Origin of the sequence: Streptomyces sp. NPDC050636 (assembly GCF_040654775.1) — a bacterium.
Classification (GTDB): domain Bacteria; phylum Actinomycetota; class Actinomycetes; order Streptomycetales; family Streptomycetaceae; genus Streptomyces.
In genome coordinates, this window is sequence record NZ_JBFAIP010000107.1 from 1 (window position 1) to 19,865 (window position 19,865).

Here is a 19,865-nt window from a genome sequence, read left to right on the forward strand (position 1 = left end):
GTGGCCCGGACACACCGTGCCCGGGCCACGCCACTAACCACTGCTCACTTCTTGCGGCGACGGCCGCCGCCCTTCTGGGCCTTACGGCGCTCCGCGCGGGTCAGGCCGTCCGCCTCGGAGCGGGCCGGGGCGTCGTCCTCGTCGCTCACGAAGTCGCCCTCGACGACGCTGCCCTCGCCATCCACCTTGGGTGCGGTGAAGTGCAGCCGGTCGGGACGCTGCGGCGCCTCCAGGCCCTTGGCATGGATCTCCGGGCGGCCCGCACCGGCCGGCACGGCCTCCGGCTGGTCCTTCTTCAGCGACGCCTTGTCCGCCGTCTCCGTCACCGGGACCTCCTCGACGTGCTGCTCGACCTGGACCTCCAGGTTGAACAGGTAGCCGACGGACTCCTCCTTGATGCCCTCCATCATCGCGGTGAACATGTCGAAGCCCTCGCGCTGGTACTCGACCAGCGGGTCCTTCTGGGCCATCGCCCGCAGGCCGATGCCCTCCTGGAGGTAGTCCATCTCGTAGAGGTGCTCACGCCACTTGCGGTCCAGGACGGACAGCACGACGCGACGCTCCAGCTCACGCATGATGTCCGAGCCGAGCTGCTCCTCACGGGCGGCGTACTGCTCGTGAATGTCGTCCTTGACGGCGTCCGCAATGAACTCGGAGGTGATACCGGCACGGTCGCCGGCCTCCTCCTCCAGCTCGTCGACGGTCACCTTGACCGGGTAGAGCTGCTTGAACGCGCCCCACAGGCGGTCCAGGTCCCACTCCTCGGCGAAGCCCTCGACGGTCTCCGCCTGGATGTAGGCGTCGATGGTGTCTTCCATGAAGTGCTTGATCTGCTCCTGCAGATCCTCGCCTTCGAGGACGCGACGGCGCTCGCCGTAGATGACCTCGCGCTGGCGGTTGAGGACCTCGTCGTACTTGAGGACGTTCTTCCGCGTCTCGAAGTTCTGCTGCTCGACCTGCGACTGGGCGGACGCGATCGCCCGCGTCACCATCTTGTTCTCGATCGGGACGTCGTCGGGGACGTTGGCCATCGCCATGACGCGCTCGACCATCTGGGCCTTGAACAGCCGCATCAGGTCGTCACCCAGGGAGAGGTAGAACCGCGACTCACCCGGGTCGCCCTGACGGCCGGAACGGCCGCGCAGCTGATTGTCGATACGGCGCGACTCATGCCGCTCGGTGCCCAGGACGTAGAGCCCGCCGAGCTCCTTGACCTCTTCGAACTCCGCCTTGACCGCGGCCTCGGCGCGCTCCAGGGCGGCGGGCAGCGCGGCCGCCCACTCCTCGACGTGCTCGACCGGGTCCATGCCGCGCTGGCGCAGCTCCGCCTCGGCGAGGTCGTCGGGGTTGCCGCCGAGCTTGATGTCCGTACCACGGCCGGCCATGTTCGTGGCGACGGTGACGGACCCCTTGCGACCGGCCTGGGCGACGATCGACGCCTCCCGGTCGTGCTGCTTGGCGTTGAGCACCTCGTGCGGCACACCGCGCTTGTTGAGCTGCTGGGAGAGGTACTCGGACTTCTCGACCGAGGTGGTGCCGACCAGGATCGGCTGGCCCTTCGCGTGCTTCTCGACGATGTCCTCGACGACCGCGTCGAACTTCGCGGGCTCGGTGCGGTAGATCAGGTCGGCCTGGTCCATACGGACCATCGGGCGGTTCGTCGGGATCGGGACGACGCCGAGCTTGTAGATCTGGTGGAACTCGGCGGCCTCGGTCATGGCCGTACCAGTCATTCCGGACAGCTTGCCGTAGAGGCGGAAGAAGTTCTGCAGGGTGATCGTGGCGAGCGTCTGGTTCTCGTCCTTGATCTCCACCCCCTCCTTCGCCTCGATGGCCTGGTGCATGCCCTCGTTGTAGCGGCGGCCGGCGAGGATACGGCCGGTGTGCTCGTCGACGATCATGACTTCGCCGTCGATGACGACGTAGTCCTTGTCGTTCTTGAACAGCTCCTTGGCCTTGATCGCGTTGTTGAGGTACCCGACGAGCGGGGTGTTCACCGACTCGTAGAGGTTGTCGATGCCCAGCCAGTCCTCGACCTTGCTGACACCGGACTCATGGATGCCGACGGTGCGCTTCTTCTCGTCGACGTCGTAGTCGCCGGTCTCCTCGACACCGCGCTGCGGGTTGGCGGCCTCGCCCCTCTTCAGACGCTTCACCAACTTGGCGAAATCGCCGTACCACTTGGTGGCGGAGTCCGCCGGGCCGGAGATGATCAGCGGCGTACGGGCCTCGTCGACCAGGATGGAGTCGACCTCGTCGACGACCGCGAAATTGTGGCCCCGCTGGACGAGTTCATCCTGCGACCACGCCATGTTGTCGCGCAGGTAGTCGAAGCCGAACTCGTTGTTCGTGCCGTACGTGATGTCGCAGTTGTACTGCTCGCGGCGCTGGGCCGGCGTCATATCGGCCAGAATGCAACCGACCGTCAGGCCCAGGAACTTGTGCACCCGGCCCATCATCTCGGAGTCGCGCTCGGCCAGATAGTCGTTGACCGTGATCAGGTGGACGCCGTCGCCGGAGAGCGCGTTGAGATACGTCGGCAGGGTGCCGACGAGGGTCTTGCCCTCACCTGTCTTCATCTCGGCGACGTATCCCATGTGAAGGGCCGCGCCACCCATCAGCTGGACGTCGTAGGGGCGCTGGCCGAGCACCCGCCGGGCGGCCTCACGGACCGTGGCGAACGCCTCGGGCAGCAGGTCGTCGAGGCTCTCCCCGTCGGCGTACCGCTCTTTGTACTCATCGGTCAGCGCCCGCAGCTCGGCGTCGGAGAGGGCCGCGAAGTCTTCTTCGATGGAGTTGACCTGGCCCGCGATGCGGTGCAGTTTGCGCAGGATCTTTCCTTCGCCTGCACGCATGATCTTCGTCAAGACGGACACTTGGGCTGGTCTCCTTGCCGGTTGGGCCTGCACGGTCGAGTGCGCGGGCGCGGCATTTTTCCAAGGGGGCAGGCCCCGCCGCAACGGCCATCGTAAGGGAGGACTCTCCCCAGCCGGGAGGTCCGCCGCCGCGAAGGCACTTATCCCCTTCCCCCACGTGAACGCTCGAGGCCGCGAGAAGGTGCCGGGAACCGCCGCAAAAACCGTTCGCGGCGCTCTCCGCCGCGCCGCAGACTCGCCTCATGGAGCACGTCACCCTCACCACCGAGCGACTCGTCCTGCGCCCCTTCGAGCCCGCCGACGCAGCCACCGTATACGCCGCCTGTCAAGAACCCGACATTCCCAGGTGGACGAGCGTCCCCTCGCCGTACCGCCTCCAGGACGCCGAGCGGTTCGTCGGCACGGTCGTCCCGGAGGGCTGGCGCGACGACAGCTCCTACTCCTTCGCCGTACTCTCCCAGGCCGACGGCTCTCTGGTCGGCGCGATGGGCCTGGTCCGCCTCGACCGGCTGCGCACCCCCGAGCGGCAGGCGGAGCTCGGCTACTGGACCGCCAAGGAACACCGCGGCAAGGGGTACACCGTCGAGGCGGGCCGCGCGGTGGTGCGCTGGGCGTTCCGCGACCTGGGGGTGGAGCGGATGGAGTGGGTCGCGGAAGCCGGCAACGAGGGCTCCCGGGCGGTGGCCCGCAAGATCGGCTTCCAGATGGAGGGCACCCTGCGCGCCAAGCTGATTCACGAAGGCACCCGGCGGGACGTCTGGATCGGCTCCCTGCTCCCGTCCGACCTGCCCCAGGCGCCCGAGCCGCCGGGCCCCACCCGGATGCCGGTCCCGGACCCGACGCCCTACCTGCCGTACCCCAACTGAGCACCCGCCCACCGGCCAACGGCCCAGCCCCGGGCCGTTGTCAGTGCCCGGCCCTACTCTTTCCCGCATGACCGCAGTGACGCCGCCACCGCCTCAGCCGGAGCTTCAACCGCAGCCCGCGACCGCCCTGTCCCGGGACGACGCCCGACGTATGGCCCTGCGGGCGCAGGGCCTACTGGGCGCCCCGGACCGCCGGGCCGGCGTGCGCGGAATGCTGCGGCGTCTGGGTGCGGTGCAGCTGGACACGATCTCGGTGCTGGCCCGCTCCCATGAGCTCGTGCCGTACGCCCGCCTCGGCGCGGTCGGCCGCACGGGGGTCGAGGCCGCCTACTGGACGCCCAACCCCGTCGGCGCGCGCCCGGCACGACCCCACAGCTTCGAATACTGGTCGCACGCCGCCTGCATCCTGCCGATCGAGGAGTGGCCGCACTTCGCATTCCGCCGCCGCGCTTACCGCGCCAAGGGCCACCGCTGGCACATCATGCAGGACTCCGAGCGCTCCTGCGCCGCCGTCCGGGACCGCCTCAAGGCGGACGGCCCGCTGACGACGTCCGAGCTGGGCGGCGGCAGGAAGGGCGGAGAATGGTGGGACTGGTCCGAGACCAAGATCGCGGTGGAATGGCTGCTGGACACCGGCGAGGTGGTCTGCACGGAGCGGCGTGGCTGGAAGCGGGTGTACGACCTCGCCGAGCGCGCCGTCCCCGACGCCCTGCTGCACGACGATCTCGACGACACCGAGTGCCTCCGCCGCCTGGTCGCCCAGGCCGGGACCGCGATGGGCGTGGCCACCCGCGCCGACCTCGCGGACTACCACCGGCTCAAGGCCGAGCAGGTCGACGCCGTGATCGCGGACTCGGGCCTGGTCCCGGTCGAGGTCGAGGGCTGGGGAAAGCCCGCCTGGGCCGATCCGGCCGCGCTGGCCGCACCACCCCGCGGCCGGCACCGCACGACCCTGCTCTCGCCCTTCGACTCCCTCATCTGGGACCGTCCGCGCACGGAGCGGATCTTCGGCTTCACCCACCGCCTGGAGGCCTACGTCCCGCGCCCCAAGCGGATACACGGCTATTTCGCGATGCCCCTGCTGGCCGGCGGCAAGCTGGTGGGCCGGGTCGACCCGGCCCGCGAGGGCACCACCCTCGTCGCCCGCCAGGTCTCGATGCGCAACCTCAAGGCCGTCCGCCCCATGGCCGAGGCGCTCCACGAGGCCGCCACCTGGGTCGGCTGCGACTCCCTACGCCTGGACCGCTGCGACGACCCGAAGCTGGCCGCGGCACTACACACGGAACTCACGCGCATGAGCGGTTAGGCGGCCAAGGGGTCCGGCGCGGGATCACCGGATTTCGAGGATCTTCTCCCGCATCGCATACACCACGGCTTCCATCCGGGAGTGCAACTGCAACTTCTCCAGGATGTTCCGGACGTGGTTCTTCACCGTGTTCTCTGAGATGAACAGCTCTTTGGCGATATCCCGGTTGTTCATCCCCGTGGCGACGAGCTTGAGGACCTCCAGCTCGCGGTCGGTGAGCCGGGGCGCGGGCACCAGCCGGCGCTCGTCCGTGCGCTGGATCATCGACTTGAACTCCGTCAGGAGCTTGGACGCCATCGACGGGCTGATCTGCGACTGACCGTCCGCGACGGCGCGGATCGCGGTCGCCACCTCGTCGGTGGAGATCTCCTTGAGCAGATAGCCGGTGGCGCCGGCCTTGATCGCGTCGTAGAGATCGGCCTCTTCGTCGCTGATCGTCAGCATGATGATCTTCGCGCTGGGGGCCACCTCCTTGATGGAGGTGCAGGCCTCGATGCCCCCGCGCTTGGGCATCCGTACGTCCATCAGCACGATGTCGGGCAGCAGATCCGCGGCCTTGTCGACCGCCTCCGCACCGTCCCCCGCCTCGCCGACGACCTGGATGTCCTCCTCCTGGGCCAGAACGATCTCCAGGCCCCGCCGGAACAGTGCGTGATCGTCCACGACCAGGACCCGGATCGGCTCCTTGCGCGGCACGCTCGCGGCCATGCCGGCCCCGTCCCCCGCACCGCTTCCGTCGTCGTCCGCGTGGTCACGCACGGGTCCGAAGCTGTCCCCCATCGTTCCTCCCCGTCAGCTACTCGGCCGAAGAGCCAAAGCTTGGATTTAAGGCTGGTTGACAACAGCCCCCTGCGGCCAGCCCCATCAGTGCCATACGACCGCCTCCCCGGCATGTCGCCGTTTTGCGCCCACAAACTCCCTGGCCGGCACAACTCTATACGGCTTCAACTCCTCCCCTTCTCAAGCACGATGGTGCCCCCGGCGTACGCCGGGGGCACCGAGCGGGTGGGGTCAGCCGCCGAGCGCGCCGCCTGCGCCGCCGGGCTCTTCCTCCCCGAACGAGTCGGGGTTCAGGTGGATGACGCCGTAGTCGTATGCGTGCCGCCGGTAGACGACACTCGGCTGCTTGGTCTCGGCGTCGACGAAGAGATAGAAGTCGTGTCCGACCAGCTCCATCTCGTAGAGCGCCTGGTCGAGCGTCATCGGTGGCGCCGCGTGGGTCTTCTCGCGGACGACCAGGGGACCTTCACCCAGGACGTCGATCGACCCCATCTTCGTGATCGGCACCTTCGGCTCGCTGGAGCTCTCGGCGGCGAGTTCGCCGTTGGTGTTCAGACGCGCGGCGTCGGGGACGCTGACGGCGACGTCACTCGCCGGGATGCGACCGTTGCCGCGGCGCGAGAAACGCTTGTCGTGCTGCTTCCGCAGGCGCGCCTCCAGCTTGGCGGTAGCCAGGTCGAGCGCGGCATACGCGTCGGCTGCGGCCGCCTCGGCCCGGACCACCGGGCCACGGGAGCGGAGGGTGATCTCCACTCGGTCGGAACGGTCGGCCTGCCGCGGGTTGGGCTCCTTGGACACCTCGACGTCCAGGCTGATCACCTTGCCGTCGAGCTTCTGGACTTTCTCCAGCTTCAGCTTCTCGGCCACGTGCTTGCGGAACCGCTCGGGCACCTCGGTCTTGCGGCCCTTGACGACGATGTCCACGCAGAACTCCGTTCCCGGATCGCCCCGCTCAGCAGGCGGAGCGATGCCTTCTTGCACCAGGCTCCGGTGGGTGCCGAAGCCTCGGACTTGGCGACTTTCACCTCCTCCTCCCCCAAGGACAAGATCTCCACGCCAACGTTTTCAGGGTCCCTACAAATACCCCTTAACGCACGCATTGCGACATCCGGGGCAAAGCGTCCGCCAAGTCCTCACAACCGAACATAGCTCTCCTGGGCGGGTGTCGGCACCCCCTCGACACCTCCAGCTCCGTTTGGGTGAATTTTCTCCCCCATCACCTGCAACGATGAATTTTCTTTTTCAGTTCCGGTTGATTTCGAAAGCGCCGCGCGCCGCCGCCACCACGGCCGCCCCCGCCACCCGGCCGCCGGCCGCACCTACAGCCCGCGCCGCCTCGGCGAGCGTGGCCCCCGTCGTCACCAGATCGTCCACCAGTACCACTGGAGCCCCCACCAGCAGCCTCCCGGACCCACCCCGGACGCCCAGTGCCCCTGCCATATTCGCCAGCCGCTGCCGGGCGCTCAGGCCCGCCTGGTCGGCCACCGCACGACGCTGCCGCAGCACGGCGAGGACTCGGGCCCCCGCCCCCTCCCCCACCCCCGCCCGCCGCAGCTCGGCAGCCGCCGCCAGCGCGATCCGGCGCACCGGATCATGGCCCCGGCCCGCCACCGATCTTCGGGCCGACGGCACCGGCACCAGCAGCAACGGCCCACGACCCGGCCGCAGCCCCCGCACCGCCCCGGCCAGCACCGCCCCCAACGGCCCGGCCAGCCGCAGCGCACCCCGCTCCTTGTGGGCCAGCAGCACGGCCCGTACCTCATCCGCGTACGGCGCACCGGCCCACACCCGAGGCAGCCCCTCGGGCCTCGGCTCCGGCCACACCCGCCGCGCACCGCGACCACCCCTCGACAGCGCCCGGCGACACTCCGCGCACAGCTCCATACGCGGCCGGCCGCACCCGGCACAGTCGACCGGCAGCACCAGACCGGCCAGTTCCCGCCACACCCCCTGCATGGCTCAACTGTCCCGTCGTCCGCGCCGGGCCGCCACCCCCTGTGGACAACCCGGCGGTTGTGGACAACCCGGTGCCCCTCGTCAGCCCGGATAGACCGGCGCCGACCCCTCCTTGGCCACGGTCTTCCAGTTCGCGTCCGGAGGCAGCCGCACGATGCCCTCGGTGGCGTCCGCGATCAGCGGCCTGGTCTCGTCCTCCGAGGCCGCCACCGACTTGACACCGTTGACGCCGGGCAGCGTCTGCGCATTGGACGCCGAGCCGTCGGTCTCCATGAACTGCATCTGCTGCACACCGCCGGACTCCCGGCCGACGACCACGAGCCGGCTGCCGCCCGCCCAGGAAGCGGCCACCACGTCCTCCAACTGCGGTGCGATCGGCCGCAGTTCCTGCACCGACAGCACCGGATGCTCCGACGTGCCGGCGCGCTCGACCCGGCCGAGCTGGAGCGTCGTACGCCCCTTGTCCTCCACCAGCATCGCGATCCGGATACCGTCCGCGGCCACGCGGATCGCCTTGATCCGCCGCTTGCCCAGGCCGGGCACCTCGACCTCTTCGGGGTCGCCCTTGCCCTCACGCATCCGCAGCAGCCGCGAGCCGTGCGGATCGCGGTCCGCGATCCACAGATCTCCCAACCCGTCCCAACTGGGCGCGGTCAGCCCGCCCTCCGGGCTCTTCAGGGAGTCGTCGCTGGTCAGCAGCGGATCGCCGCGTTCGACACCGTCCTCCATGCCGGCCACATACAGCGCATGCCCATCGCTCGACACACCGGCCGCGGTGTCCTCGGCGCGCGAGATGGCGACCGAACGCAGCGGGGTCTTGCCGGTGCCGAACGGCCCGCGCACCGGCGTCGGTTCGGTGGCGGAGTCCGGCATCGCGACGACCTTTTGGTCGGCGTCGATGAAGTACTCCTCGGCGGAGTGCACGGCGTGCCGGGACGGGGCGAAGTCGCGATCGGCCTGATCCTGGGTCAGCGCGCACAGCGCGTCGCCGCTGTCGTCCTGCAGCTCGACCTCGCTGACCTTCGACGCCCGGGTCATGTCCTGGACGGTGAAGAACAGTTGAGCGGCCATCCGTTTGCACTGGCCCGTATCGGTGCCGACCGCCTGTTTGCTGAGCTTGACCCGCAGCGCGTTGGAGTCGTCCAGCGACAGGTCACGGGCGGCGAGCCGGGTGCCGTGCGGGAACTCCGAAGACGTCACCGGCTCCAGCCAGTTGGTGGGCCCGGACAGCAGCGCCTCCACACTGGCCGTGATCGGCTCTATCCGCTGCCGCAGATAGACCGGGTCCGCGACGAGCACGTTCCGGCCCGCCTTCGGCTCCCCCGCCTCCGTCTTGTAGGACGCGAAGTAGAACTTGTTGACGGAGTGATAGATGCGCTGGAAGTCCGACTGGCCGAGCACCAGCCCGTTGGGCAGCCGGTCGATCCGCCACTGACCGTCCTCCTTGATGAGGTGGATCGTCTGGCGGTACGGCTTCTCCTGCGGGGTGTAGGCGTGGTTGTCGTCCACCGTCGCCATCTGGCTGCCGGAGAGCGTGACCGTATAGCCGTTGGCGTCCTCGCGGTTGGGCTGCGCCTTCGGTTCCGGCTTCGGACGCTCCTGGAGCACATTGGTGACCTGGAACGGCCGCCAGGTCCGCTTGGCCGACTTGGCCAAATACTGGGTGGCCGTACGGAAATCCGCCTCGTCACTGGTCGTCGCGTCGAGGAAGCTGCGGACGATGTTGGTCGGCTGCGCACCGTCCTGCGGGGGCACACCGTAGACCCGCACCTCGGAATCGCCCTCGGCGCGCGGCGACTGGTCGACGGCCTTGACGTCTCCGTTGTCCGGCATCGACGCGCACCCGGCCAGCAACAGCCCCGCACAGCCGAGCAGCGCGAACTTACGCGCCGCACGGGATGTCCCTGGGGCCTTCAGACGCCCCGGGGCACCGTCGCCGGCAGCCCTCCGGCCGCGCGCAAGGGCCTCCACACCCACCCCGTGCTCCTCTCCGCGCTCAGCGTCCACGCTGCCCGCCTTCCCGCTCCACGCCCCGTCCGGCCTCCTGCTCCGCCCCATCGACGACCGCGCCGCCACCGGCCGGCTCGTCGGTGCGCACGCTCTGGCCGCCCGCCGTCTCTCCGCTCCGTACGCCCCCGGACTGCGGCACGACACGAGCGCCGTTGCCGGGCATCGCCGCCGGATCGGCCGAGGGCCTGACCGCGGGGCGCGGCTCCGAGGGGCGCGGCTGCACCGGGATCGTGGAGGCCTTGCGGCCCGATCCGGCGCGCGGCAGCCCCGCCTCGTCCAGCCCGCGGTGACGCCGCGAGTCCTCCGGCTCCAGCGGTATCGGGGAGCCGCGCAGCGCCTCGCCCGACGTACGCGGCAGCGTCAGCCGGAACTGCGAACCGCCGCCCGGCTCTCCCCATGCCTGCAGCCAGCCGCCGTGCAGCCGGGCGTCCTCGACGGCGATGGACAGGCCGAGTCCCGTACCGCCCGTCGTACGGGCCCGGGCCGGGTCGGCGCGCCAGAAGCGGTTGAAGACCCGCGTCGCCTCGCCGGGCTTGAGGCCGACGCCGTAGTCGCGTACCGCGACGGCCACCGCGCCGCCGCTGGGGCCGCCCCCGGACGCCAGCCGCACCACGACATCGCGGCCCTCGCCGTGCTCCACGGCGTTGACGACGAGATTGCGCAGGACCCGCTCCACCCGCCGGGTATCGGCCTCGGCGATCACCGGCTGCTCGGCGCCGCGCACCAGGATGCGGGTGCCCTTGCGCTCGGCCAGCGGCTCCGCGCCCTCGATGACGCGGTGCACCACATCACGCAGGTCTATCGGCTCGGCCTCCAGCGCTGCCGCGCCCGCGTCGAACCGGCTGATCTCCAGCAGCTCGGCGAGCAGCGACTCGAAGCGGTCGAGCTGTCCGCGCAGCAGCTCCGCGGAGCGCGACGTGGCGGGGTCGAAGTCCTCCCGCGCCTCATGGATGACGTCGGCCGCCATCCGCACGGTCGTCAGCGGTGTACGCAGCTCATGCGAGACGTCCGAGACGAAACGCCGCTGCATCCGGGAGAGCTCCTCCAGCTGCTGGATCTTGACCTGGAGGTTCTGCGCCATCTTGTTGAAGGACTCGCCGAGCCGCGCGATGTCGTCCTCGCCGGTGACCTTCATCCGCTCCTGGAGGATGCCGGCGGCCAGCCGCTCGGAGATCCCCGCGGCCATCCGTACGGGCGTGACGACCTGCCGTACGACCAGCCAGGCGATGGCGCCGAGCAGAATCACGACGAACACTCCGGCCGTCGCGAGCGTCCCCGTCACCAGCTTCAGCGACTCCTCTTCCTGGCTGAACGGGAAGAGGTAGTAGAGCTGGTACTGGTTGCTGTTCACATCGTTGAGCCGCTTGCCGATGATGATCGCCGGCGTGCCCTCATCGGACCCGATGCGCTTGATCTGGGTGTACTGGCGGAACGTCCCCGCCTTGGCGTCCAGCTTCTGCCGCAGGTCGGCGGGCACGCTCCGCTCGGGGTCGACGTCCCCGGAGGCGCGCGGCCCGCGGGTGCCCCGGCTGGCGTCGCCGAACGGCTCCTCGGAGTCCGAGCTGAGCGCCACGACGGAGAAGACGCCCTGCCCGCCGCTGGCGAGCTGCTCGACCAGGCTGGTCAGCCAGGTGGCGGAGTCCTGGTTGCCGCGATTGCCGGCCTGGGTGTGGTCGTCGGGCCGGGTGTCGCCGCCACCGCCGTCGGCCAGCTTCTGGGCGACGCCGAAGCCGCCCGCGGCCTGGCTCTGCGCGGACTGGGCCTTGGCCGTGAGCAGGCCGTTACGCACCTGTCCGACGACCACGACACCGAGCAGCAGCACCACGGCCAGCGACATCAGGAGCGTGGTCGCGACCACGCGCAGCTGGATATTGCGCCGCCACAGCCGCAGCGCGGGCAACAGCGGGCGCCGCACCCAGCGGCTGAAGAGCCGCAGCAGGGGGTGGACCGGCCCACTCACCGCGCCGTCGGGCAGCAACTGCCCACCACGCAGCAACCGAGCGGACAACTTCCCGGAAAAGGACATTTCAACCGCCGGGTCGACGGTGCGCCCCCGCTTTACCTCCGGGGCCGAACCGTCCCGGGGCATCTCAGCTGGGCCCGGCCTTGTAGCCGACCCCGCGCACGGTCACCACGATCTCCGGCCGCTCCGGGTCCCTCTCGACCTTGGAGCGAAGCCGCTGCACATGGACATTGACCAGCCGGGTGTCGGCGGCGTGCCGATAGCCCCAGACCTGCTCCAGCAGCACCTCACGCGTAAACACCTGCCACGGCTTACGCGCCAGCGCCACCAGAAGATCGAACTCCAGCGGGGTCAGCGCAATCGACTGCCCGTCCCGCTTCACCGAGTGACCCGCCACATCGATGACGAGATCACCGATGGCCAGCTGCTCGGGTGCCGGCTCCTCCGAGCGCCGCAGCCGGGCCCGGATCCGCGCCACCAGCTCCTTGGGCTTGAACGGCTTGACGATGTAGTCATCCGCGCCCGATTCGAGCCCGACCACCACATCCACGGTGTCGCTCTTGGCGGTCAGCATGACGATCGGCACCCCGGACTCGGCCCGGATCAGCCTGCACACCTCGATACCGTCCCGTCCGGGCAGCATCAGGTCGAGCAGGACAAGATCGGGCTTGGCCTCGCGGAAGGCGGCAAGCGCCTTGTCACCATCCGACACAAACGACGGTTCAAAGCCTTCGCCGCGCAGCACGATGCCGAGCATCTCTGCCAGTGCGGTGTCGTCGTCGACGACCAGGACGCGTCCCTTCATTCGGCCATCATCCCATTACCTGATCGTGACTTACTCCATCGTGACGTGGAACACATCTCCGCCAGCCCATCCCGAGTGATCGGCGAGACCACTCCGGCCTCCGTCACGATCGCCGTCACCAGCTCCGGCGGAGTGACGTCGAAGGCCGGGTTGTAGGCCTGCGCGCCCATCGGCGCCAACCCGATTCCACCGCCCGACCCCGCCCCGGCGCGCTTCGCATACGGCAACGAGAGCTCCGTCACCTCATGGCTCGGCCGCTGCTCAACCTCTATGTCCGACCCCTCCTCCGTCTCCAGATCCACCGTGCTGGTCGGCGCCACCACCACGAAAGGAACGTGGTGATACCGGGCCAGGACCGCCAGCGGATAGCTGCCGACCTTGTTGGCGACCGACCCGTCCGCCGCGATCCGGTCCGCGCCGATCAATACCGCATCCACCTCGCCCGCGGCGAACAGCGACCCCGCGGCCCCGTCCGCCAGCACCGTGTACGTCATCCCCGTGCGCGCCGCTTCGTACGCGGTCAGCCGGGCCCCCTGCAACAGCGGCCGGGTCTCGTCCACCCACAGCCGGCGAAGCTCACCCGCACGATGCGCAGCCAGCGCCACCGCCAGGGCGGTCCCCTCACCCCCGGACACCAGCGCCCCCGTATTGCAGTGCGTGAGAATCCGGTGGCCGCCACCCGGCAGCAGCTCACCCAGCAGCGCCAGACCGTGCTCGGCCATCCGCTTGCTGGCCTCGGCATCCTCGGCATGCACGGTGCGCGCCTCGGCCAGCGCGGCCACAGCAGCCTGCTCAGGATCGGCGCCGCCGACCGCGACCTCGCGGTAGACGGCGGCCACCCGGCGCACGCCGTACGCCAGATTGACCGCGGTGGGCCGGGCATGCGCCAGCGTCTCCGCAGCGTCGTCCACATCGAACCCGCGCGCCGCGGCCAGCGCGACACCGTACGCACCCGCAATGCCCAGCAGCGGCGCCCCGCGCACGGCCAGCGTCCGGATCGCCTGAACCAGCTCCGGAACGTCCGTGCAGACCAGCTCGGCCTCCTCCGCCGGCAGCCGAGTCTGGTCAAGGAGGACCAATGCGGGCCCCTCCGGTCTCTCCTCCCAACGCAACGACGGGACTGGCAGCGCCTCGACGCCCGCCTCGGATACCTCGTACTGATCGCCCATCCGCCCAGTCTGCCGCCGACAGCCCCTCGAACAGAAGGTCCCTTCTCGCTGAGGTCACGGGTACACGGCGCCATCCGCCATGACACGATGACTGGCACCGCGGACCCCGGATCCCCGCCGCCCCGGCGGACCGGCACCAAGAAGGAGCGACGATGAACAACTCTCCGGGCTGGGCCTCGCCCGGATCCTCCCCCTCCGACGGGCCGGACCGCGGCACCCAGGAGCAGCCCACCCAGCCCCCCGCCACGGACGACCGACCCGGCTCCGCCGCCGAGCAGCCGTCGCCGCCGAACTGGTCCAAGCAGCAGCCGCCCGCCGGCCAGTGGTCGGCCCCCACCGGCATCCCCGGCCAGAGCGGCACCGGCGACCGCACCCGCGCCGGGGCGGGCCCCGGCAACCAGGCCGGATGGGGCGGCGGCCCCGGATGGGGCGCCGGCTGGGCCCCGACGCCCCAGGCCGCCAAGCCCGGCGTCATCCCGCTGCGCCCGCTCGGCGTCGGCGAGATCCTCGACGGCGCGATCGCCACCATGCGTGCCCACTGGCGCACCGTGCTCGGCATCTCGCTGATCGTCGCGGTCGTCTCGCAGACCGCCGTCACCCTCGTCACCGGGCTGTGGTTCCAGAACGCCGGCCGCGCGCCCTCCCTGGACGACAGGTCCGGGCCGCCGCTGCGCGACGCCATGCGCGACATCGGCAACTCGCTCGCCGGCACCGGCATCACCTCGCTGATCGGCCTGCTCGCCACCATCATCGCGACCGGGATGCTCACCATGGTCGTCAGCCGTGCCGTCCTCGGCCGGTCGGTGACCGCCGGGGAAGCCTGGCACGACGCACGAGCCCAACTCCCGCGCCTCCTCGGCCTGCTCGCCCTGTTTCCGCTGCTCATCCTGGCCGTCATGGCCATCTGCCTGACCCCCGGCATCGTCCTCGCCGCCACGGGCACATTGGACATGGGCTTGGTGCTCAGCATCTTCGGCGGACTGGCCGCCACCGTTGTGAGCGTCTGGCTGTGGGTCCGCTACAGCCTCGCCTCCCCGGCGCTGATGCTGGAGAAGCAGGGCGTCATCGCCTCCATGCGCCGCTCCGCCAAGCTCGTACGCGGCTCCTGGTGGCGGGTGCTGGGCATCCAGCTCCTGGCCTACCTGCTGCTCCTCGTCGTCGAGTTCGCCATCCAGATCCCCACCACCCTCATCGCCTTCCTCACCGGCGGCGAGAGCCTCATGGACTGGGCGGACGGCACCAACAGCTCCACCGGCTGGACATTCCTGATCGTGCTGGGCGTCGGCGCCGTCATCAGCTCCACCCTCAGCTTCCCGATCAGCGCCGGCGTCACCGCGCTCGTCTACATGGACCAGCGCATCCGCCGCGAGGCACTCGATCTCGAACTCGCCCGCGCCGCCGGCCTCCCCGGCTACGGCACGGAAGCCCCCGTCCCTCACCCGTCCCCGGCCCCGGCGTCCGAAGGGACCCCGGCGGACAGCACCCCGGCTGACGCCACCGCTGCCGACGCGGAGCCGACGAACGTCACGGCCAAGGGCGCACCCTCCGCCACCCCGACCAGCCCCGACGCCCCCACGGACGGCACCGGGCCGCGCCCCACCGACGCCGCACCGGGAAGCTGAGGCGATGACCACTGCGGGGGGCACCAGCACGCTCGGACGGCTCATAGCGAGCCCCGGCGACGACATACCAGTGCGGACGCCACGCGTCCCCGCCCGTGAAGCGGCGGAGCGCGAGTTGTCCGATCCGCGGTACCACCAGCACGACCCCAACCCGATCCAGCAGGGGCTGAACTGGTTCTGGGAGCGCGTCGACGACCTCTTCAGCACGGCCGCCGGCGCGACACCGGGCGGCTGGATCGGGCTCATAGCCATATCCGTCGTCGTACTGCTGCTCATCGTGGCCCTCCGGCTGCGGCTCGGCGCGGCACGCCGCACTCCGACCACCAGCGGCGCGCTCTTCGCCGACATCCCCCGCACCGCCGCCGAACACCGCGCGGCCGCCGAAGCGCACGCCGCTGCGGGCCACTGGAGCCAGGCCGTCCAGGACCGGATGCGCGCCATCGTCCTCTCTCTCGAAGAGCGAGCGCTGCTCACCCCCGGCCCCGGCCGCACCGCCGACGAGGCGGCCACCGAAGCCGGACGGGCACTCCCCTCGCACGCCGAGCGGCTGCGCGCCGCGGCCCGCACTTTCGACGACGTCACATACGGCGGCCGCACCGGCACGGAACGGGAGTACACCCTCTTGAGCGCCCTCGACACCGAGCTACAGCGCGCCAAGCCCCACCTGGCCGCTTCGCCGAGGAGCCGCGGATGACCACGGCCGCCACGGACCCCACCTCGCTCTCCCCCACCGCCCGCCACCTGTGGATCCGGTCCCGCGGGCTGCTCCTCACCCTCCTCCTGCTCGTCGTCAGCGGTGTGGTCCTCGCGGCCCTCCAGTCCGGCGAACAGCACGGCCGTCTCGACCCCCGCTCGGCGGACCGCACCGGAAGCCAGGCGCTCGCCCGACTGCTCGCCGCCCACGGCGTCACCACCCAGGTCGTGACCACCTCTGAGGACGCGGCCGCCGCGGCCGGCCCCGACACCACCCTCCTCGTCACCGACCCGAACCTGCTCACTCCCCGGCAGCTGGCCGGCCTGCGCACCGCGACCGCGCACACCCCCGGCCGCACCGTTCTCCTCGCCCCCGGCCCGGCGACCCTCGCCGCCTTCCCCCTCGGTGTCCGGGCGGAATCCCCGTTCGATGTCTCCGCACGTCGCCCCTCCTGCTCCCTTCCCGAAGCCCGCCGCGCCGGCAGCGTCCTCCTGGGCGGCCTGCGCTACGCCACCTCCAGCTCCACGGCCGACGGCTGCTACCTGAGCGGCGGCCTGCCCACCCTGCTGCGCATCCCGGCCCCCGACGCCGGCCGCGACACCGTGCTCCTGGGCTCCACCGACCTCTTCTACAACTACCGCCTCGCCGAGCACGGCAATGCCTCTCTGGCCCTTCAACTCCTCGGTGCCCACAAGCATGTGGTCTGGTACCTCCCCTCCATCAGCGACCCGTCCTCCACCCAGGACGACCAGCGCAGCTTCTTTGACCTGATCCCCTCCGGCTGGAGCTGGGGCTTGCTCCAACTCGCCTTCGCCGCCGCGTTCGCGGCCCTCTGGCGCGCCCGCCGGCTCGGGCCCCTCGTGCCCGAACGGCTCCCGGTCACCGTCCCGGCCGCCGAAACCACCGAGGGCCACGCGCGCCTCTACGAGCAGGCCAACGCCCGCGACCGGGCATCAGCCGTCCTGCGCTCCGCGACCCGCACCCGGCTCGCCCCCCTCATCGGCGTACCTCCCGCGCACGCCCACACCTCCGACATCCTTCTTCCGGCCGTGCACGCCCACCTGACCGCCGCCTACGGCGCCGATCTCCACACTCTGCTCTTCGGCCCGGCGCCCGCGGACGACAAGGCCCTGGTGCAACTGGCCGACCAACTCGACGCACTCGAAACCTCGATCGTTTCCCAAGAGAGGCACACGCCCCGTGAGCACCCCGACCGCTGAGCCGACCGCCGACAGCGCCCGAGCCTCCCTGGAGGCCTTGCGCACCGAGATCGCCAAGGCCGTCGTCGGCCAGGACCCCGCAGTCACCGGCCTCGTCGTCGCCCTGCTGTGCCGCGGTCATGTGCTCCTCGAAGGCGTCCCCGGAGTCGCCAAGACCCTCCTCGTGCGCGCCCTGTCGGCCACCCTCGAACTCGACACCAAGCGCGTCCAGTTCACCCCCGACCTGATGCCGAGTGACGTCACCGGATCCCTGGTCTACGACGCACGCAACGCCGAGTTCTCGTTCCAGCCGGGCCCCGTCTTCACCAACCTCCTTCTCGCCGACGAAATCAACCGCACACCCCCGAAGACCCAGGCATCACTGCTCGAAGCGATGGAAGAGCGCCAGGTGACCGTCGATGGCATACCCCGGCCGCTGCCCGACCCGTTCCTCGTCGCCGCCACGCAGAACCCCGTCGAATACGAGGGCACCTATCCGCTCCCCGAAGCCCAGCTCGACCGTTTCCTGCTGAAGCTCACGGTGCCGCTCCCCGCCCGACAGGACGAGATCGACATCCTCACCCGCCACGCGGACGGCTTCAGCCCACGCGACCTCAACGCCGCAGGACTCCGCCCCGTCGCCTCGGCCGCCGACCTAGAAACGGCCCGCGCCGCGGTCGCCAAAACCTCGGTCTCTCCCGAGGTCACCGGCTATATCGTCGATATCTGCCGTGCCACCCGCGAATCCCCCTCACTCTCCCTCGGCGTCTCCCCCCGAGGCGCCACCGCCCTGCTCTCCACTTCCCGAGCCTGGGCCTGGCTCACCGGCCGCGACTACGTCACCCCCGACGACGTCAAAGCCCTCGCTCTTCCCACACTCCGGCACCGGATCCAGCTCCGCCCCGAAGCGGAGATGGAAGGAGTCACCGCAGACTCCGTGATCAACGCCGTACTCGCCCACCTCCCCGTCCCCCGCTGAGACGACGCCGTGGCCCTCACCGGACGCACCGCCCTCATCGCCGCACTCGGAGCCCTCTTCGTTGGCTTCGTACTGCCCAGCTGGCTTGGCATCTTCACCGTCCAACTCGCCCTGCTGATAGCAATCTTGTGCGATCTGACACTCGCCGCGCCAGTGCGAAAGCTCCATTTCACCCGAACCGGTGATACAACCGTTCGACTAACGGGCGAAGCCCACACACACCTCACCATCACCAACCTGGACCGCCGCACCCTGCGCGCCCAGATCCGTGACGCCTGGCCCCCCAGTTCCTTCCACCCCGGTTCTGACATCGCCGCGTCCCGCCACACGGTGCGCATCCCAGGCGCCGAACGCCGACGCCTGACGACCGCGCTCCGCCCCACCCGACGCGGCGACCACCACGCCGTCCGCGTCACGGTCCGCTCATACGGCCCCCTCGGTCTCGCAGCCCGGCAAGGCAGCCACCAGGTCCCCTGGACCCTGCGCGTACTGCCCCCCTTCACCAGCCGCAAGCACCTCCCCGCCAAACTCGCCCGCCTCCGTGAACTCGACGGCCGCACCAGCATCCTGACCCGCGGCGAAGGCACCGAATTCGACAGCCTCCGTGACTACACGCCCGGCGACGACACCCGCTCCATCGACTGGCGCGCCACCGCCCGCCAGCAAACCCTCGCCGTCCGCACCTGGCGCCCAGAACGCGACCGCCGCATCCTTCTGGTCCTGGAAACCGGACGCACCTCGGCCGGCCGCGTCGGTGACATCCCCCGCCTCGACGCATCCATGGACGCGGCCCTGCTGCTAGGCGCCCTCGCTGCCCGCGCCGGCGACCGTGTGGACCTGCTCGCCTACGACCGCCGCGTACGGGCCTCCGTACAAGGCCGCTCCGCCCGCGATCTCCTCCCGGCCTTGACCGACGCCCTCGCGCCCCTCGAATCCGAACTCGTCGAGGCGGACGCCCGCGGCCTGGCCGCCACCATCCACCGCAGCACGCCGCGCCGCTCCCTGATCGTGCTCTTCACCGGACTCGACACGGCCCCTGTGGAGGAGGCCCTGCTCCCTGTCCTCCCCAGCCTCACCCAGCGCAACGAACTCATCGTCGCGGCCGTCGCCGACCCCCGCATCGAGGAAATGGCCGCCGGCCGCCACACTCCCCAGGCCGTCTACGCGGCAGCCGCCGCGGAACAGACCCGCGCCGCACGCCGCCGCACCGCGGACCGCCTCCGCCACCACGGCATCACCGTCATCGACTCCACCCCCACCCGCCTGGCCCCCGACCTAGCCGACGCCTACCTCACCCTGAAGTCCGCCGGCCGCCTCTAACAGCTCCCGCTGGGGAGCGGAAGGCAGCCGCGGTTCCCTTCTCCCTACGTCCCTAAGGGCTCGCAGAGAATCAACATGCTGATTTGATCTCCGTGGGGCTGTTGTTCGCGAGGAACGCCGTGACGTCAGCGGGCGTCCGGAACCTGGCAGTCGAGAGTGGGATGGTGTAGCCGTTCTCGGCCAGGAGGGGCTGAACCTGGCGAACGGCCCTGGTGAGGGTGCTGCCGTTGACTCCGAAGAGCTGGGCGAGCAGGTCTCGGGTGCCGAGTTTGCGCAAGTAGAGCACGGTGGCCAGGACTCTGTCGGCGGTGGTCAGCTTG

At 70.5% G+C, this 19,865-nt stretch carries 16 protein-coding genes; 7 read left to right on the forward strand and 9 right to left on the reverse strand.

The features are described from left to right. Positions 1–44: 44 nt before the first annotated feature. Positions 45–2,876: a preprotein translocase subunit SecA gene (gene secA, locus AB0I10_RS35575; protein WP_363156858.1), complete on the reverse strand. Its 2,832-nt coding sequence runs from the start codon at positions 2,874–2,876 to the stop codon at positions 45–47. A 242-nt stretch (positions 2,877–3,118) separates the two neighbouring features. Here secA and AB0I10_RS35580 point away from each other — a divergent pair, with 242 nt between their 5' ends. Further along, on the forward strand, positions 3,119–3,742 hold the full coding sequence (locus AB0I10_RS35580) for a GNAT family N-acetyltransferase (RefSeq protein ID WP_363156859.1): 624 nt from the start codon (positions 3,119–3,121) through the stop codon (positions 3,740–3,742). Positions 3,743–3,809: 67 nt separating this feature from the next. Further along, positions 3,810–5,048, forward strand: a complete 1,239-nt coding sequence (locus tag AB0I10_RS35585) for a crosslink repair DNA glycosylase YcaQ family protein (RefSeq protein ID WP_363156860.1) — start codon at positions 3,810–3,812, stop codon at positions 5,046–5,048. 24 nt (positions 5,049–5,072) lie between these two features. Here the strand turns inward: AB0I10_RS35585 and AB0I10_RS35590 are convergent, their stop codons facing one another. The 7 genes from AB0I10_RS35590 to mtnA form a co-directional block, all read right to left on the reverse strand. Continuing rightward, on the reverse strand, positions 5,073–5,828 hold the full coding sequence (locus tag AB0I10_RS35590) for a response regulator transcription factor (RefSeq protein ID WP_363156861.1): 756 nt from the start codon (positions 5,826–5,828) through the stop codon (positions 5,073–5,075). Positions 5,829–6,059: 231 nt separating this feature from the next. Next, the gene (raiA, locus tag AB0I10_RS35595) at positions 6,060–6,752 is read right to left on the reverse strand and encodes a ribosome-associated translation inhibitor RaiA (protein ID WP_363156862.1); all 693 of its coding nucleotides are present in this window, start codon (positions 6,750–6,752) and stop codon (positions 6,060–6,062) included. 318 nt (positions 6,753–7,070) lie between these two features. Continuing rightward, positions 7,071–7,784 (reverse strand): phosphoribosyltransferase family protein, encoded by a 714-nt coding sequence (locus tag AB0I10_RS35600; RefSeq protein ID WP_363156863.1) that lies wholly within the window; start codon positions 7,782–7,784, stop codon positions 7,071–7,073. 81 nt (positions 7,785–7,865) lie between these two features. Next, positions 7,866–9,701, reverse strand: a complete 1,836-nt coding sequence (locus AB0I10_RS35605; RefSeq protein ID WP_363156873.1) for an LpqB family beta-propeller domain-containing protein — start codon at positions 9,699–9,701, stop codon at positions 7,866–7,868. 79 nt (positions 9,702–9,780) lie between these two features. Further along, on the reverse strand, positions 9,781–11,820 hold the full coding sequence (gene mtrB / locus AB0I10_RS35610; RefSeq protein ID WP_363156864.1) for an MtrAB system histidine kinase MtrB: 2,040 nt from the start codon (positions 11,818–11,820) through the stop codon (positions 9,781–9,783). A 64-nt stretch (positions 11,821–11,884) separates the two neighbouring features. Beyond that, positions 11,885–12,562, reverse strand: coding sequence for a two-component system response regulator MtrA (mtrA, locus tag AB0I10_RS35615; protein WP_363156865.1), 678 nt, complete (start codon positions 12,560–12,562; stop codon positions 11,885–11,887). Beyond that, positions 12,559–13,731, reverse strand: coding sequence for an S-methyl-5-thioribose-1-phosphate isomerase (gene mtnA, locus AB0I10_RS35620; RefSeq protein WP_363156866.1), 1,173 nt, complete (start codon positions 13,729–13,731; stop codon positions 12,559–12,561). The genes mtrA and mtnA overlap by 4 nt, the downstream gene beginning before the upstream one ends. Before the next feature lie 152 nt (positions 13,732–13,883). Here mtnA and AB0I10_RS35625 point away from each other — a divergent pair, with 152 nt between their 5' ends. Genes AB0I10_RS35625 through AB0I10_RS35645 form a run of 5 tightly spaced genes read left to right on the forward strand, consistent with a single transcriptional unit; the run spans position 13,884 to position 19,545 of the window. Next, positions 13,884–15,353, forward strand: a complete 1,470-nt coding sequence (locus tag AB0I10_RS35625; RefSeq protein WP_363156867.1) for a hypothetical protein — start codon at positions 13,884–13,886, stop codon at positions 15,351–15,353. Positions 15,354–15,357: 4 nt separating this feature from the next. Then, complete coding sequence (locus AB0I10_RS35630) at positions 15,358–16,047, forward strand: DUF4129 domain-containing protein (RefSeq protein ID WP_363156868.1); 690 nt, start codon at positions 15,358–15,360, stop codon at positions 16,045–16,047. Further along, positions 16,044–17,267 (forward strand): DUF4350 domain-containing protein, encoded by a 1,224-nt coding sequence (locus tag AB0I10_RS35635; RefSeq protein ID WP_363156869.1) that lies wholly within the window; start codon positions 16,044–16,046, stop codon positions 17,265–17,267. The genes AB0I10_RS35630 and AB0I10_RS35635 overlap by 4 nt, the downstream gene beginning before the upstream one ends. After that, positions 17,248–18,225, forward strand: coding sequence for a MoxR family ATPase (locus AB0I10_RS35640; RefSeq protein ID WP_363156870.1), 978 nt, complete (start codon positions 17,248–17,250; stop codon positions 18,223–18,225). Before AB0I10_RS35635 ends, AB0I10_RS35640 begins: the two co-directional genes overlap by 20 nt. A 9-nt stretch (positions 18,226–18,234) precedes the next feature. Continuing rightward, positions 18,235–19,545 (forward strand): DUF58 domain-containing protein, encoded by a 1,311-nt coding sequence (locus tag AB0I10_RS35645; protein ID WP_363156871.1) that lies wholly within the window; start codon positions 18,235–18,237, stop codon positions 19,543–19,545. 70 nt (positions 19,546–19,615) lie between these two features. On the opposite strand, the gene AB0I10_RS35650 is transcribed toward AB0I10_RS35645, so the two are convergent. Next, positions 19,616–19,865: transposase family protein (locus tag AB0I10_RS35650; RefSeq protein WP_363156872.1), on the reverse strand; the 250-nt coding region annotated here is incomplete at its 5' end.